General features: G+C 72.0%; 13 protein-coding genes. 8 read left to right on the top strand and 5 right to left on the bottom strand.

Annotated features, from left to right (window positions below; genetic code table 11):
- Nucleotides 1-63: 63 nt before the first annotated feature.
- Nucleotides 64-1,074 (bottom strand): cysteine synthase A, encoded by a 1,011-nt coding sequence (gene cysK, locus E5N76_RS03525; RefSeq protein WP_149535919.1) that lies wholly within the window; start codon nt 1,072-1,074, stop codon nt 64-66.
- Nucleotides 1,075-1,429: 355 nt separating this feature from the next.
- On the opposite strand from cysK, the gene E5N76_RS03530 reads away from it, so the two are divergent.
- Genes E5N76_RS03530 through E5N76_RS03540 form a run of 3 tightly spaced genes read left to right on the top strand, consistent with a single transcriptional unit; the run spans nt 1,430 to nt 5,231 of the window.
- Nucleotides 1,430-3,538, top strand: coding sequence for an acetate--CoA ligase family protein (locus E5N76_RS03530; protein WP_149535920.1), 2,109 nt, complete (start codon nt 1,430-1,432; stop codon nt 3,536-3,538).
- Complete coding sequence (locus E5N76_RS03535; RefSeq protein WP_149535921.1) at nt 3,535-4,494, top strand: tripartite tricarboxylate transporter substrate binding protein; 960 nt, start codon at nt 3,535-3,537, stop codon at nt 4,492-4,494. Before E5N76_RS03530 ends, E5N76_RS03535 begins: the two co-directional genes overlap by 4 nt.
- Nucleotides 4,491-5,231: an enoyl-CoA hydratase/isomerase family protein gene (locus E5N76_RS03540; protein WP_149535922.1), complete on the top strand. Its 741-nt coding sequence runs from the start codon at nt 4,491-4,493 to the stop codon at nt 5,229-5,231. The genes E5N76_RS03535 and E5N76_RS03540 overlap by 4 nt, the downstream gene beginning before the upstream one ends.
- A 244-nt stretch (nt 5,232-5,475) precedes the next feature.
- Here E5N76_RS03540 and E5N76_RS29325 read toward each other — a convergent pair whose 3' ends face one another.
- From E5N76_RS29325 to E5N76_RS03555, 3 genes are all read right to left on the bottom strand, one after another.
- Nucleotides 5,476-5,811 (bottom strand): gamma-glutamylcyclotransferase family protein, encoded by a 336-nt coding sequence (locus E5N76_RS29325; protein WP_187829953.1) that lies wholly within the window; start codon nt 5,809-5,811, stop codon nt 5,476-5,478.
- 4 nt (nt 5,812-5,815) lie between these two features.
- The gene (locus E5N76_RS03550) at nt 5,816-8,011 is read right to left on the bottom strand and encodes a GAF domain-containing protein (RefSeq protein ID WP_149535924.1); all 2,196 of its coding nucleotides are present in this window, start codon (nt 8,009-8,011) and stop codon (nt 5,816-5,818) included.
- Between the two features lie 157 nt (nt 8,012-8,168).
- Entirely contained in the window at nt 8,169-9,314 is a 1,146-nt protein-coding gene (locus tag E5N76_RS03555) for a D-alanyl-D-alanine carboxypeptidase family protein (protein ID WP_207791849.1), read from the bottom strand.
- Nucleotides 9,315-9,688: 374 nt separating this feature from the next.
- Here E5N76_RS03555 and E5N76_RS03560 point away from each other — a divergent pair, with 374 nt between their 5' ends.
- The 4 genes from E5N76_RS03560 to E5N76_RS03575 all read left to right on the top strand — a co-directional run bounded on the left by E5N76_RS03560 (nt 9,689) and on the right by E5N76_RS03575 (nt 13,799).
- On the top strand, nt 9,689-10,198 hold the full coding sequence (locus tag E5N76_RS03560; protein ID WP_187829954.1) for a phasin family protein: 510 nt from the start codon (nt 9,689-9,691) through the stop codon (nt 10,196-10,198).
- Nucleotides 10,199-10,466: 268 nt separating this feature from the next.
- A complete protein-coding gene (gene clpS, locus E5N76_RS03565; RefSeq protein WP_149535926.1) occupies nt 10,467-10,814 on the top strand; it encodes an ATP-dependent Clp protease adapter ClpS in 348 nt (115 codons plus the stop codon).
- A 198-nt stretch (nt 10,815-11,012) separates the two neighbouring features.
- A complete protein-coding gene (clpA, locus tag E5N76_RS03570; protein ID WP_149535927.1) occupies nt 11,013-13,376 on the top strand; it encodes an ATP-dependent Clp protease ATP-binding subunit ClpA in 2,364 nt (787 codons plus the stop codon).
- Nucleotides 13,377-13,466: 90 nt separating this feature from the next.
- Nucleotides 13,467-13,799: a carboxymuconolactone decarboxylase family protein gene (locus E5N76_RS03575; protein WP_408021692.1), complete on the top strand. Its 333-nt coding sequence runs from the start codon at nt 13,467-13,469 to the stop codon at nt 13,797-13,799.
- A 252-nt stretch (nt 13,800-14,051) separates the two neighbouring features.
- Here the strand turns inward: E5N76_RS03575 and E5N76_RS03580 are convergent, their stop codons facing one another.
- Nucleotides 14,052-14,486: an NUDIX hydrolase gene (locus tag E5N76_RS03580; RefSeq protein WP_149535929.1), complete on the bottom strand. Its 435-nt coding sequence runs from the start codon at nt 14,484-14,486 to the stop codon at nt 14,052-14,054.
- Between the two features lie 200 nt (nt 14,487-14,686).
- On the opposite strand from E5N76_RS03580, the gene E5N76_RS03585 reads away from it, so the two are divergent.
- Complete coding sequence (locus tag E5N76_RS03585) at nt 14,687-15,484, top strand: DeoR/GlpR family DNA-binding transcription regulator (protein ID WP_149535930.1); 798 nt, start codon at nt 14,687-14,689, stop codon at nt 15,482-15,484.
- The last annotated feature ends 9 nt before the right edge of the window (nt 15,485-15,493 follow it).

A 15,493-nucleotide genomic window follows, 5' to 3' on the forward strand; every position in this document is an offset into this window, starting at 1 on the left:
AGCGCCCGCCTCTTTCCGATCCGGCGATCCGGACTCGCTCGCCACAACCGCAAACCGTGGCGCCTACAGCCCGGCGAACAGCTCCGTCGAGAGGTAGCGCTCGGCGAAGCTGGCGGCGATGCCGACCACCAGCCCGCCGGCCAGCCCCTTCTCCTGCGCCACCCCCAGCGCCGCATGCAGCACGGCGCCGGAGGAGATGCCGATCGGCAGTCCCTCCTCCCGGGCGCAGCGGCGGGCGGCGGCGATCGCCTCCCGCTCCGCCACCCGCACCACCTGATCCATCAGCGCCAGCTCCAGCACCGCCGGCTTGAAGCCGGCACCGATGCCCTGGATGCCGTGCGGCCCCGCCTCATCGCCGGAGAGCACGGCGCTTTCCGCCGGCTCCACCCCGATGATGCGCAAGCCCGGCCGCCGCGGCTTCAGCGCCCGGGCGATGCCTGTCAGCGTGCCGCCGGTGCCGATGCCGCCGACGATGACATCCACCTGGCCGCCGGTATCCGCCCAGATCTCCTCCGCCGTGGTCGCGGCATGGATGTCCGGATTGGCGGGGTTGTCGAATTGCTTCGGCATCCAGGCACCGGGCGTGGCGGCGACGATGGATTCCGCCCGGGCGATGGCCCCCGCCATGCCGCGGCGGGAGGGCGTCAGCTCCAGCTCCGCCCCCAGCAGCCGCATCATCTTGCGCCGTTCCGTGCTGGCGCCGTCCGGCATGACGACGATGAGGCGGTAGCCGCGGGCGGCGGCGACGAAGGCCAGCGCGATGCCGGTATTGCCGGAGGTCGGCTCCACCAAAGTGGAGCGGCCCGGAGCGATCAGCCCCTCCCGCTCCGCCGCCTCCACCATGGCGAGGCCGATGCGGTCCTTCACCGAGCCGAGCGGGTTGAAGAATTCCAGCTTCAGGGCGAGGTCGGCGGCAAGGCCCTCCGACGCCTTCAGCCGCGGCAGGCGGACCAGTGGGGTGGCGCCCACCACCTCCAGCACGCTGCCGAAGATCCGGCCGCGGGAGGGGGCGGGGCTGGGCTCGGGTTTCGGCGCCGCGGCGCGCCGCCGGCGGTTCGGTTCGCCATCGGGCATAGGGGTCCGCTACCATGCTTCATCGGAGGCCGGTAGCCCGCATTGCGGGTGATCCTGCGTCGATGGCGGCTGAATTCGCCGCGGCGAGGGCGCCCGGCGCTGCCCGCGGCGCGGCCGAGGGCCGGCTGCCATCCGGCCGGCCGCCATGGCCCATGTCCCGCGCCTCGTCCTTGTCTGGCCCAGGCGGTCTCCCTCGGGGAGGTGATGTGGGGGCGGATACGGGTACGGAACGGGTGCGGGCGCCGAACGGAGGGGCCGCAGGCTCTACCGCACTCCCCGCCCGGCCCTCCCCCGTCGGCGGGGGCTGGACAGCGGGCGCGGCTGGTCGTCTCCTGCGGCCATAAGGAAACGTCCCATGGCCGAACCACGCCTCCCGCTCGCGCGAATCGTGAGCCCGCTTTCAGTCGCCGTCATCGGCGCCTCCGACGATGTTGGGAAATTCGGCGGGCGGGTCATTCACTACCTGATCAAGCACGGCTATTCCGGCCGGCTGCTGCCGATCAACCCGAACCGCGCCAGCATCCGCGGCCTGCCCGCCTTCCCCGGCATCGGCGCCGCCGGCCCGGTGCCCGGGGGGATAGACGTGGCGATCCTCGCCGTCCCCGTCGCGCATCTACTGCGCCAGGTGGAGGACTGCGCCGCGGCCGGCGTCGGCGCCTGCATCATCATCACCGGCAAGCTGGCCGATGCGGGACCGGAAGGGGCGGCGCTGGAAGCGCAGATCCTGGCGGTGGCGCGGGCGGCGGGGATGCGGCTGGTCGGGCCCAATTGCCTGGGCATCTTCAACATGACCGACCGGGCCATGCTCTCCTCCTCCCTGGTGCTGGAGGCAGAGCAGGTGAAGGCCGGCGGCATCGGCATGGTCAGCCAGTCCGGCGCGCTGATGGGCACGCTGGTCTCCATCGGGCTGCATCACGGGGCGGGGTTCAGCCGCTGCATCTCGGTCGGCAACCAGGCGGATCTGGAGCTTTGCGACGTCCTCGATTTCCTCATCGAGGACGCGGCGACGCGCGTCATCGCGCTTTACATCGAGGGGCTGAAGGACCCCGCCCGCTTCGCCCCGCTGCTGCGACGGGCCCGCGCCGCGGGCAAGCCGGTGCTCTGCGTGAAGGCCGGGCGCAGCGCGGCCGGCGCCCAGGCGGCACGGTCCCACACCGCCAGCCTCGCCGGCAGCTACGCCGCCTTCGCCGCGCTCTGCCGGGCGGAAGGCGCGGTGCTCTGCGAGGATCCCGCCATCATGGTCCAGGCGGCCGATGCGCTGGACCGGCTGCCGCGCCTGCCCGGGCCGGGCCTGGGCCTGGCCGTCATCGCCTCCTCCGGCGGCTCCACCGTCACCACCGCGGACATGCTCCCGGCCGCGGGGCTGCGCCTGGCGGAGATGAGCGAGGCGACGCGTGCCGAGCTGCGCCGCTGGATGCCGGAAAGCCATGTCCACCTGCCGCTGGACACCGGCAGCTTCGATGACGGCACGAGCGAGGAAGGCCTCGCCGCCTGCGTCCGCGCCTTCCTCAAGGACCCGGATATCGGCGCCGTGGCGGTGCCGATGACGACGCAGCCCGCCATGGCCGCCCGCGCCGCCCTCTTCCCCGGCCTGTGCCGGGAGGGCGGGCGGCCCATCCTCTTCGTCATGACCGCGGCGGAGGTGGGCAATGGCGCGCGGGACGCGCTGCGGGAGGCGGATTTCCCCTTCTTCGACCGCGTCTCCGATGCGCTCGGTGTGCTGCGGGCGCTGGAGGCGGAGGCCGAGGGCCGCAACCGTGCCGCCCTGCCGCCCCCTGCCCGCCCCGCCGGCATCGGCAGGCCGCCGCCCCTGCCGGAAGGCGCGCTGACCGAGGCGGAGGCCAAGGCGCTCGCCGCCGCCTATGGCATCCCCGTCACCCGGGGCGTCCTGGCCCGCTCGGCGGAGGAGGCGGTCCTGGCGGCCGAGGCCATCGGCTACCCGGTGGTGCTGAAGGGCGTCAGCCGCGCCGTGGTGCACAAGAGCGATCTCGGCCTGGTGAAGCTGAACCTGGCCGATGCCAAGGCCCTTCGCGCCGCCTATGCCGCCCTGCCGGACCTCCCCCTCGACGGCGTGCTGGTGCAGGAAATGGCGCGCGGCGAGGCGGAGCTGATCCTCGGCGCGCGCTGGGAGCCGGGCTTCGGCCCCATGGTGCTGGTCGGCGCCGGCGGCGTGCTGGTGGAATTGCTGCGCGATGTCCAGCTCATGCCCGCCCCGCTGCGCCCTGCCGATGCGGAGGCGATGCTCCGCCGCCTGGCCGTCTGGCCGGTGCTGGAGGGGGTGCGGGGGCGGCCGGCGCTGGATGTCGCCGCGGCCGTCGAGGCGCTGACCCGCCTCTCCTGGCTCGCCGCCGATCTCGGGCCGCGCCTCGTCGAGATGGACCTCAACCCGCTGCTGCTGCGTGCCAGGGGCCAGGGGGCGGTGGCAGTCGATGCCCGCGCCACCATCGGAGGAGAACAGCCATGAGGACCGCCCGCCGTCCCCTGCTCGCCGCCGCCCTGGCCATGCCGGCCCTGGCCCGGGCGCAGGCGCGCTATCCGGACCGGCCGATCACCCTGATCGTGCCCTACCCGCCCGGCGGCTCCTCGGACAATGTCTCGCGGCCCATCCAGATGCCGCTCTCGGCGGCGCTCGGCCAGAACATCGTCATCGAGAACCGGGGCGGCGCCGGCGGCTCCATCGGCGCGGCGGCGGTCGCCCAGGCCAGGCCGGATGGCTACACCCTGCTGGTCTGGCCGACCGCGGTGCTGACCATCAGCCCGCATATGATGCGCCTGCCCTACGACCCGGCGAAGGATTTCACCCCCATCGCCATGCTCGCCGCCTCGGACGGGGTGATGGCCATGCATCCGCGGGTGCCGGCGCGCAGCATGCCGGAATTCCTCGCCTATGCCCGGGCCAATCCGGGCAAGCTCCGTTTCAGCAGCGCCGGCAACGGCACCATCACCCAGATGACGGGCGAGATCTTTGCCAGCGCCGCCGGCATCCGGCTGGAGCATGTGCCCTATCGCGGCTCCGCCCCCGCCTTCACCGCGCTGCTGGCCGGGGAGGTGGAGCTGCAATTCGACCCTGTGGCGACGCCGGCGGTGAAGGATGGCCGCCTCATCGGCCTGGCCACCACCGGCGAGACGCGCAGCCCGGAACTGCCGGAGCTGCCGACGCTGCGCGAGCTCGGCCTCTACGGCGAGGGCGGCCTTTCCTTCTTCGGCCTCGCCGGCCCGGCCGGCCTGCCGGTCGCGGTGGTGGACCGGCTGGTCACGGCGCTCGGCCCGGTGCTGGCGCTGCCGGAGGTGGCGCGGGCCATGGCGCCGGTCGGGTTGCGCCCGCGGCTGGAAGCGGGCGAGGCCTTCGCCCAGCGCATCGCGCAGGACCGGGCGATTTTCGGCGAGATGGTGCGGCGGACAGGAGCACGAGCGGAATGAGCTTCACGCAGGTCAAGGTATGGGACGAGGGCGCGGTGCGGGTGGTGGCGCTCGACCGGCCGGACAAGGGCAATGCCATCACCCGGACGATGGCGGAGGAGGTGCAGGCGGCGATGACCGAATTCGCCGCTTCGGACCAGCGGGTGGCGGTGCTGACCGGCAGCGGCAAGGCCTTCTCCTTCGGCGCCGATGTGACGGAGCCGCCGGAGCTGTGGCGCGCCGTGCCCAATGTCGGCTGGCAGACCGACAAGCCGCTGATCTGCGCGGTGGAGGGCTGGTGCATCGGCGGCGCGCTGGTGCTGGCGATGATGGCGGATCTTGCCGTGTCCGGTACGGGCGGGAAATTCTACTATCCGGAGGCGAAGCTCGGCCTGACCGGCGGCATGATCGCCGCGCTGCCCTCCCGCATTCCGCATAAATTCGCCATGGAGCTGATGCTGCTCTGCCGCACCTTCGACGCGGCGAAGGCGGAGCGCGTCGGGCTGGTGAACGAGGTGGTGGAGACGGGCGGGGCGCTGGCCCGGGCGATCGAGTGGGGGCAGGAGATCGCCGGCTTCGCCCCGCTGGTGACGGGCGCCATCAAGCGCATGGTGCTGGATGACATCCTGCCGCGCGGCCCTTCCGAGCAATGGGCGCTGCAGCACCAGCGGCTGACGAAGATCCGGGAGTCGGAGGATTTCAAGGAGGGCGTGGCAGCCTTCCGGGACAAGCGGCCGCCGCAATTCCGCGGCGAATAAGAGCAACGACAAAGGGATCGGGCCTTGCCCCCCGCACCTCCGCCGGTGGTCCCTGGCCTCCGGCGGAAGTTTCAGGCCCGGGGTCGAACCAGCAGACTCAGGGCGGGGTCCGGGGGGAAGCCTTCCCCCCGGCGGGGGGCTGGGGGCAGAGCCCCCATTCTACCGCGTCGATATTCTTATCCTCGGCTTAGGCTCGCGCCTTGGGGCAGAGCCCCTGCCCGGGGCCTGCGGACGGCGCCCCCCCTCACTCCGGCATCACCGCACCCGCCCGCCAGCGCGGCGCCACCCAGGCCCGCGCCCGGCGCGGCCCGCGCGGCGTGTCCACGAGCAGCGGCACCAGCCGGTATTCCGGCCCCTCATAACCCGCCAGCCTGGCCAGGGCGGCGGGCGGCACGAGCAGCACCGCCCCCTTCACCTCTGCCCCCGGCCGGGGGACCAGGGTGGGGTAGGGCGTCCCCCGCAGCGCCACCCGGGCGAACCCCCGCAGCCGGGCCGGCCGCAGCCGCCGCGCCAGCCCGGGCTGCCCGGACCAGCGCGCCAGCACCGCCGGCTGCAGCAGCGTGCCGTAGAGGAACAGCATCACCTCACCCCGGCCCCGCCGGCGGCAGGGCCAGGCTGGCCGGCAGCCGGGCCAGCAGCATCTGCCGGCCACCCGGCAGCGCCTCCGCCAGCACCTGGCCGCCATGCGCCTCCACCAGCGCCCGGGCCAGGGGCAGGCCCAGCCCGGTGGGGCGGGCCAGCATGCCGGGGGCGAGGAAGGCCTCGAAGGCGGCGGGCCCTTCCGCCGGGCCGCCATGCTCCACCCGGATGCAGAAGCCGCGCCCCGGCTCGAACCGCGCCGCCAGCCCCACCCGCCCCTGCGGCGGCGAGACCCGCAGCGCATGCGCCAGCAGCCGCGACACCGCCTCCCGCAGCCGGGCGGCATCGGCGCGCAGCGCGGGCGGGGCCGCGGCCTGGCCGGCAGGCGCCATGCCGATGATGATGCCGCGCTCCGCCGCCTCCGGCGCCGCCGCCAGCGCCACCGCATCCAGCAGCGGCGGCAGCGCCACCGGCGCCAGGTCCAGCGCCGGCATCCGGCCCTCGAGCTGCGCCTGCTCCGCCACATCCTGGAACAGGCCGATGAGCTGGCGGCCGGCGGCGGTGATATGCGCCGTGTACTCCTCCCGCCGCACCGCCGGCAGCGCCGCGTCCGAGAGCAGGGCGGCGAAGCCGAGGATGGCGTTGAGCGGGGTGCGCAGCTCCTGGCTCATGGCGGCGAGGAATTCGCTCTTCGCCCGGCTCGCCCGTTCCGCCCGCGCCGCGGCCTCGGCCAGCGCCGTCATGGCGGCGGCGCGGCGCGCGGCTTCCAGCGCCAGGGCGGCGAGGTCGGCGAGCGACGCGAGGAAGCCCTGCTCCTCCACCGTCCAGGGCCGGGCGGGGCCGTTGCTGCAGGCGGAGACCACCCCCAGCAGCTCCGCCCCGACCCGGATGGGGGCGGAGAGCACGGCGCCGATGCCGAAGGGCGCCAGATAGGCGCGGCGCAACTCGGCCAGGCGGGGGTCGCCCAGGGCATCGGCGGCGGGAAGCTGCCGCCCGGCCTGCAGCGCCGCGGTCAGCACCGGCGCCTCCGGCAGCGCCGCCAGGGCGGCATGCTTCGGCGCGCCTTGCGGGATCTCCGCGCCATCGGCGCCGACCAGGATGCGCAGCAGGAAGCGGTCCCCGCCATCCGGCAGGTCCCAGACCCCGGCATCCACCCCTTCGATCCCCGCCACCGCCGCTTCGGCGATCCGCCGCAGCGTGCCGGGCAGGTCCGCCGCGGCGCGCGGCATGGCATTGGCGATGCCGGTGAGGAGCCGGGTGCGGGCCGCGTTGCGCTCCAGCCGGGCGACGGCGTCCCGCGCCGCCTCCTGCCGGGCGGTGATGTCCTCCATCACCACCACGGCGCCATCGGCATGGCCGGCGCCATCGAGCAGCGGGGCCATGGAGAGGGCGACGGGCAGCCGGCTGCCGTCGCGGCGCTGGCGCTCCACCTCCACCCCGACCAGGGTGGCGCCCTGGCCGAGCGGGGCCCGCAGGGCATGCGCGGCGGCGACCTGCTCCGGGGGGACATGCGGGCCGAAGCGGCCGATCGCCTCCTCCGCGCGCCAGCCGAAGACCGCCTCGGCGGCGGGGTTCCAGGCGGTCACCCGGCCTTCCGGGTCGATCGTCGCGAGGGGCAGGGGGATGGCGTCGAAGACGGCGCGGTAGCGCTGCTCCAGCCGGGCATGGCGGTGGCGGAGCCGCGCCGCCTCGGTTTCCTGCTGCAGCCATTCGCCGGCCAGGGCGGCGATCTGCTCCAGCAGGGCGATGTCCTGCTCCGCCGCCGCATCGGGGTGCGGCCTGGTGTCGAGGCCGCAGAGCGAGCCGAGGATCCGGCCCGCCGGGTCACGGATGGGCACGCCGATATAGAAGCGGATGGCGGTGGGGCCGGTGACCAGGGGCAGGCCGGCATAGCGCGGGTCGAGGGCCGCATCCGGCACAAGGAGCGGCTGCCCGGACTCGATCACCGCGCCGCAGAAGGAGGCGCTGCGGGGCATGCTGAGATGCGGCAGGCCAAGGGCGGAATGGACCCAGACCTCCGTATCCCCGGCCAGGGTGATGGCGGCCATGGGCAGGCCGAGCTGGGCGGCGGCGACGCGGCAGAGGCGTTCGTAGCGGGTTTCGCAGGCCAGAGCCGGCGGCCGGCCCTCCGGCGCAGGGGCAGGACCGGGCGCCCGGTCAGGGCCGGTGCCGGGCTCGGGCGAAGGCGCGGCGAGTGGCATGGTGCGACCTCGCAAAGCCCCGGGACTGTAGCGGGCGCGGAATCACACCGCAATATTCTGCGCCCCCACCGGTCGCGGCGCGGGGGCTGGCGGCGCCAGGCTCTGCCCCGGGGCTGGGGTCCACTGCCGGGAGTCCGGGGCAGGGGCCCGGGCCTGGTTAACGCCGGGCGGTGCGGGTCTGGGCTGGACGGCGCGGTTCCGCCCGGCTCGGGCGGCTGACCCGGGCATCGCCCTGTTCCACCCGGGCCGGGCGTCCCGCCGTCACCCGCAGCAGGGTGGCGCGGCTGGCGGCCTGGGCCTGCGGGGTGGGCCGCCTTGCGGTGGCCTTGGCGGCCGCGGCGGTGGTGCGATGCGGCCGGTGGGCCACCGGCACGGGCGGCCGGACGGCGCGGCGCGGCGCCGCCTCCGCCTGGCCGACGAGCACGCCGCGCGGGGCGGCCCGGGCCATCGCCGTTCCGCGCGGCTCCGGCGCGACGCCCATCTGGGCGAAGCCCTGGTCCAGCAGCGCCATCATGTGGCGGTCCCGTTCCCGGCTGCTGCGGCCGCCGAACACCGTCGCCACCAGCCGTACCCCGTCCCGCTGCACGCTGGCGACCAGGTTGAAGCCGCTGTCGTTCACATAGCCGGTCTTGATGCCGTCCGTGCCGTCATATTCCGCCAGCAGCCGGTTGTGGTTGAAATGCGTCCGGCCGCGGAAGACGAAATAGGGGGTGGAGAAATAGGCGTAGCGGTCCGGAAAATCCTGCAGCAGCCGGCGGCCCAGCAGGGCCATGTCCCGCGCCGTGCTGACCTGTTCCAGATCCGGCAGGCCGGAGGCGTTGCGGAAGGTGGTGCGGCTCATGCCGAGCGCCCTGGCCTTCAGCGTCATCATCTGGGCGAAGCGCTGCTCGCTGCCGCCGCCGAGATACTCGCCAAGGGCGGCGGCGGCGTCATTGGCGGATTTGGTGACCAGGGCGAGGATCGCCTCCTCCGCCGTCAGCGTCATGCCGGCGACGAGGCCGAGGCGCGAGGGCGGCTTGGAGGCCGCTTCATAGGAGACGCGGATCGGCGTGGAGAGGCCGAGCCTGCCGTCGCGCAGCGCCTCGAAGGCCAGGTAGACGGTCATCATCTTGGTGAGCGAGGCCGGGTAGCGCGGCTCGTCCGGGCTGGCGGCGATCAGCGCATTGCCGCTGCGGGCCTCGACGACGATGGCGGAGTAGCGGTCGCTGCCGATCTGGGCCTCGGCGGGCCGGGCGGCGCCGAGGCCGCAGAGCAAGGCCAGGGCCAGCACGGCCCCCAGGCGCGACGACAGGTCCCTGAACATGCTGTCCCCCGACTCGTGGCCCGCCCCCCGGAGGGCCCTCGAATCAGCCGGAGCCTAGGGATGGGGTTCTCGATTGTCCAGCGGAATGGAAGGTGAACCTTGCCGGAGCAATACTTTATGGCCCGAAGATGCGATGGGGTCTGATTTGTGCGCCACGGCACAGAGGGAGCGTCGCGACCCCGGCCCTGATGTAATTGCGATACTTTCATGCTGCAGTGCAAAAAACTCTTGCATTCGGCCTTGGCCGCGGCCTAGAAACCGCCATGTTGCAGCGCAGCAAAGCCGCTGCGGAGCAGAAGCGGCGGTCAGGTGCCAGCCCAACCCGGCCTCCTGGCCTGCCGGACCAGGACCCCCGGGGGCGCAAGGATCAGGGCATGACGGCCGACGACATCAAACTCGCGGATGTGAAGAAGCTCACTGAGGTCGGCGCTGGCCGCAGCCGCAAGACGACCGAAACCCGCGCGCCGGCGGCGGCGCGCCTTACCGTGGAGAAGACCGTGACCGACATGACGAAGGCGACCGAGGGCCTGTTCAAGGCGGCCGAGGAAGTGGCCGAGTTCAGCCGTGGCAATGCCGAGGCGGTGGCCAAGGCGACCCAGCTCTACGTCGCCGGCGTGCAGGATCTGGGCAAGCAGACCCTGGCGCTGTTCCAGGGCCTGTCCGACACCGCGATCGAGAACGCCAAGGCGTTCTCCACCGTGAAGTCCCTGAAGGAAGCCGCGGAGCTGCAGGCCAGCTTCACCAAGGCGACGCTGGAGAAGACCTTCGCCGAATCCGCCAAGCTGCAGGAAGCGGCGCTGAAGCTGGCCGAGTCCAGCTTCGCTCCGCTCTCCGCCCGGATGAGCCTCGCGGTCGAGAAATTCTCCAAGCCGCTCGCCGCCTGAAGAAGCGCTGCTGCTTGCCGCCCGGGCCTGGCGCCCGGGCGGACGGATCGGGGCCCGGCCGGGCCGTCCCATCCCCCGCGCGGGGATGCGGGCGGGCTGCCGGGCCCTTCCGCTTTCTCAATCCTCCGCCCATATCATCTTGTATCAGCCGCGCGTGGCCCTTCACCTTCGGCCCCGGGCGGCGATAGTCTGAGGCTCCGGGGCTGGCAGGGGCCGGCCCCCGGGAAGACCGCCAAGCGACGGCGTTGGCCCGCCGAGCAGGAATCCGATGAGCGACCAAGACAAGCGGCCGAACGGGGGTAACACGCCTGGGGACACCACGCCGAATACCGGCGTGGTGGTGAAGACCCGTCCGCGGACCAAGAAGCCCGCGATGTACAAGGTGCTGATGCTGAACGACGACTACACCCCGATGGAGTTCGTCGTGCACGTCCTGGAACGCTTCTTCCAGAAGACGCGGGAGGAGGCGACCCGGATCATGCTGCATGTGCATCGCCGCGGCGTCGGGGTGTGCGGCGTCTTCACCTATGAGGTGGCGGAGACCAAGGTCACCCAGGTGATGGACCTCGCCCGGCAGAACCAACACCCCCTCCAATGCACCATCGAAAAGGAGTGAGGCCGGGGGGAAGACGGCAGTGCGGGCTTGCCGGCGCGGCGCGACCGGGCCAGCCTGCTTCTCTTCCGGCCAATGCCACCCCGCCGAACGGGGGGCTCGCATCAGGGATCGGGAACGCCCAGGATTTCATCAGGGGAAACCCCCCTCCGTCGCCGGGCGCTGACCGGTGCAACGGGTTTCAACGGGAGCGTCTCTAGCATGCTTTCACGCAACCTCGAGCAGACGCTCCATCGCGCCCTCGGCCTGGCGAATGAGCGCCGGCACGAATATGCGACGCTGGAGCATCTGCTGCTCGCCCTGACCGATGACACCGATGCCGCCACCGTGCTGCGGGCCTGCGGCGTGGACAATGACAAGCTGAAGCGCGACCTGACCGAATTCCTCGACAAGGACCTGGCCGGGCTGGTCACGGAACGCGCCGGCGACCCGAAGCCGACCGCCGGCTTCCAGCGCGTGGTCCAGCGCGCCGCCATCCATGTGCAGAGCAGCGGCCGGGATGAGGTGACGGGCGCCAATGTCCTCGTCGCCCTGTTCTCCGAGCGGGAGAGCCATGCGGTGTATTTCCTGCAGTTGCAGGATATGACGCGGCTGGACGCGGTGAATTTCATCAGCCACGGCATCGCCAAGGCGCCGGGAAGGGCGCAGAACCGGCCGGTGCAGGGCACCCCCACCGCTTCCGCCAACAATGAGGGCGAGGCGGAGAAGGAGGAGAAGCCGCGCGGCGGCCGCAGCCAGGACGCGCTCTCCAATTACTGCGTCAACCTCAACAAGAAGGCGCAGCAGGGCAAGATCGATCCGCTGATCGGCCGCGACCAGGAGATCGAGCGGACCATCCAGATCCTCTGCCGCCGCACCAAGAACAACCCGCTCTATGTGGGCGATCCGGGCGTCGGCAAGACTGCCATCGCGGAAGGCCTGGCCAAGCGGATCATCGAGGGCGACGTGCCGGAGGTGCTGCTGAAGAGCACCATCTTCGCGCTCGACATGGGCAGCCTGCTGGCCGGCACCCGCTACCGCGGCGATTTCGAGGAGCGGCTGAAGGCGGTGGTCTCCGAGCTGGAGCAGCAGCCCGGCTCCATCCTCTTCATCGACGAGATCCACACGGTGATCGGCGCCGGCGCCACCTCCGGCGGCGCGATGGATGCGTCCAACCTGCTGAAGCCGGCGCTGGCCCAGGGCACGCTGCGCTGCATCGGCAGCACCACCTACAAGGAATACCGCAACTACTTCGAGAAGGACCGGGCCCTCGTCCGGCGCTTCCAGAAGATCGACGTGAACGAGCCGAACCTCGAGGATGCGGTGAAGATCCTCCAGGGGCTCAAGACCAACTACGAGAAGCACCACAAGGTGCGCTACACGCCGGAAGCCATCCGCGCGGCGGTGGAGCTTTCGGCCAAGTACATCCATGACCGCAAGCTGCCGGACAAGGCGATCGACGTGATCGACGAGGTCGGCGCTTCCCGCATGCTGCTGCCGGAGAACAAGCGGCGGAAGACCGTCACGCTGAAGGATGTCGAGGAGATCGTGGCGAAGATCGCCCGCATCCCCCCGAAGACGGTCTCGAACGACGACAAGGAGACGCTGAAGACGCTGGAGCGCGACTTGAAAGCGATGGTCTTCGGCCAGGACAAGGCGATCGAGACGCTCTCGGCGGCGATCAAGCTCTCCCGCGCCGGGCTGCGCGACGCCGAGAAGCCGATCGGCAACTACCTGTTCAGCGGCCCGACCGGCGTCGGCAAGACCGAGGTGGCGAAGCAGCTCGCCAAGACGCTCGGCATCGAGCTGATCCGCTTCGACATGTCCGAGTACATGGAGCGGCACAGCGTCAGCCGGCTGATCGGCGCGCCCCCTGGCTATGTCGGCTTCGACCAGGGCGGGCTGCTGACCGACGCGATCGACCAGCACCCGCATGCCGTGCTGCTGCTGGACGAGATCGAGAAGGCGCACCAGGACCTGTACAACATCCTGTTGCAGGTGATGGACCACGGGAAGCTGACCGACCACAACGGCAAGACCGTCGATTTCCGCAACGTCATCCTCATCATGACGACCAATGCGGGCGCGGCGGATCTGGCGAAGCCGGCCATCGGCTTCGGCCGCGAAAGCCGGGTGGGCGAGGACACGGATGCGATCCAGCGCATGTTCACCCCGGAATTCCGCAACCGCCTCGACGCCGTCGTGCCCTTCGGCGGGCTGACGCCGGAGATCGTCGGCCAGGTGGTCGAGAAATTCGTCATGCAGCTCGAGGCCCAGCTCGCCGACCGCAACGTCACCATCGAGCTCAGCTCGGCGGCGAAGGAGTGGCTGGCGGAGAAGGGCTACGATCCGCTCTACGGCGCCCGGCCGCTGGCCCGCGTCATCCAGGAATACGTCAAGAAGCCGCTGGCCGAGGAGCTGCTCTTCGGCAAGCTGGTGAAGGGCGGGGCGGTGAAGGTCGGGCTGCGCGACGCCGCGCTGTTCTTCGAGTATGTCGAGGCAGCGCCGCCCGCCCTGCCGAAGCCGGAGGAAGGCTCCGGCGACGGCGATGGCGAGGCGGAGAAGGAACCGGAAGTGGCGGGGTAACCGCCGCGCCGGACCCCGCGTAGGATGGCAGGGGGCGCTCGCCAGGCGGCGGGCGCCCCTTTCGCTTGGGAAGGGACCGCCATGAGCGCGATCAAGGATTGGGACGCCTACAACGCCGCCACGCGGGTGCAGGGCAAGGCGCTGAACGCGCTGCATCCGGAGCTGGTGAAGGGCTTCGGCGCACTGAGCCGCGGGGCGGCGACGACGCAGCATCTGGATGCGAAGACGCGGGAGCTGATCGCCCTTGCCGTGGCCATCACCACGCGCTGCGATGGCTGCATCGACGCGCATGTGCGGAAGGCCAAGGTGGCCGGGGCATCGCGGGAGGAAATGGCGGAGGCGCTGGGGGTGGCGATCGCGCTGAATGCGGGGGCGGCCTTCACCTATGCGCTGCATGTGCTGGATGCGGTGGGGGAGGAGTGATCGGGGGCTTCCCCCCCAACCCCTAGAGCGTGATCGGTTGAGGTCGAATCGACCGAAACCGTGAATCCCGCGACCGAACAATGAGCTAGGGCGGGGCGGGTGAGCGTAGCTCAACCGATCCCGCTCTAGCAGGAGGCTCTGCCTCCTACACCTCCGCCGGGGCGAGATCCGCCGGCAGCTCGCGGGAAGCCCGGCCGGGGCAGGCGGCCAGGCCCAGAAGCCCACCCCCCGGGACCGCCAGGGGGTCGATCCTCACGCCTCCGGCCGCGCCAATTGCAGCATCAACCGGCCCAGCCCGCCTTCCTCCACTGCCTGGGCGGCCTCCGCCAGGTTGAACCAGCGCCGCTCGCGCTCGGCCCGTTCCGGCCAATCCTCCAGCAGCTCGGCCACGCGCATCGGGAAGACCTCCACCCGGCAGGGCAGGCTCCGCCCGTTGCCGATGCGCTTTTCGTATTCGTAGCTGCCGATCGGCGTGGGGGCGACGATGCCGCGGATGCCGGCTTCCTCGAAGGCCTCCACCGCCGCCTGCTCGGCGGCCAGGTTGCGCGCTTCGGTCCAGCCCTTGGGCAGCACCCAGCGCCCGGTGTCCCGGCTCGTCACCAGCAGCACCTGCACGGCGCCGTCCAGCTCGCGCAGCGGCAGGGCGGCGCATTGCCGGCCCTGGCGGCTGCGGTGCTTTCGGCGCATACGGGTCATGCTGTGGGACATCGGACGTTCTGTTTGCAACCTCCAAACGCAAAGCAGATATGGGGCTGGCGCATGCTGGATGTCCAGACCTTTCCGCAGTTTAAACCGCACGACTGATCGCCGAGATGTCGTAATTCCGCGATCATGGTGGAGTTCCTGCCGCCTCTTGCCCCGGCCGCGCCCCATGCCATGCTTCGGCCATGCCGCCCCGCCCCAGCGCCGCACCCAGCCGAGAGCAGCGCCATCGCCGCATCCTGGCCGCCCTGGCTGGCGACCCCACCGTGCGCATCTCTGCCCTGGCCACGGAATTCGGCGTCTCGGCAGAGACCGTGCGGCGCGATATCGAGGCCCTTTCCCGCGCCGGGGCGGTGCGGCGCACCTATGGTGGGGCCTCCGTCACCCATGCCGCGGTGCAGCCGGTCTTCCATGAAAGGGAACGCATCGCGGTGGCGGAGCGGGCGCGCATCGGCGCCGCCGCCGCCGCGCTGGTCACCCCCGGCGCGGCGCTGATGATCGATGCCGGCTCCACCACCGCCCATCTGGCCCGGGCCCTGGCAGCCCGCGGCTTCACCGGCACCGTGCTGACCAACAGCCTGGCCGTGGCCGAGGCCTGCACCGCCGCCCCCGGCATCCGCATCCTGCTCTGCCCTGGCGAGCTCTACAGCGTGGAGAGCGCGGTGTATGGCGCGGAGACCCAGGCATTCCTCGCCCGCTTCAATGCCGACATCGCCTTCCTCGGCGCCTCCGGCCTGACCGAGGAGGGGATTTCCGATGTCGAATCCCGCGCCGCCTGGGTGAAGCGCGCCATGCTGGCGCGGGCGGGGCGGCGTGTGCTGCTGATGGATGCGGGAAAATTCGGGATGGCGCATCTGGAACGCGTGGCCGGGCTGGACGCGCTGACCGAGCTGGTGACGGATACCCTGCCGCCCCCGCCCATCGCCGCCGCGCTGGCGCGGGAGAAGGTCCGGGTCATCCTGGCGCCGCCGAGCCTTGGCTGAATATGAGGG

The organism is Siccirubricoccus phaeus (genome assembly GCF_008360935.1).
Classification (GTDB): domain Bacteria; phylum Pseudomonadota; class Alphaproteobacteria; order Acetobacterales; family Acetobacteraceae; genus Siccirubricoccus; species Siccirubricoccus phaeus.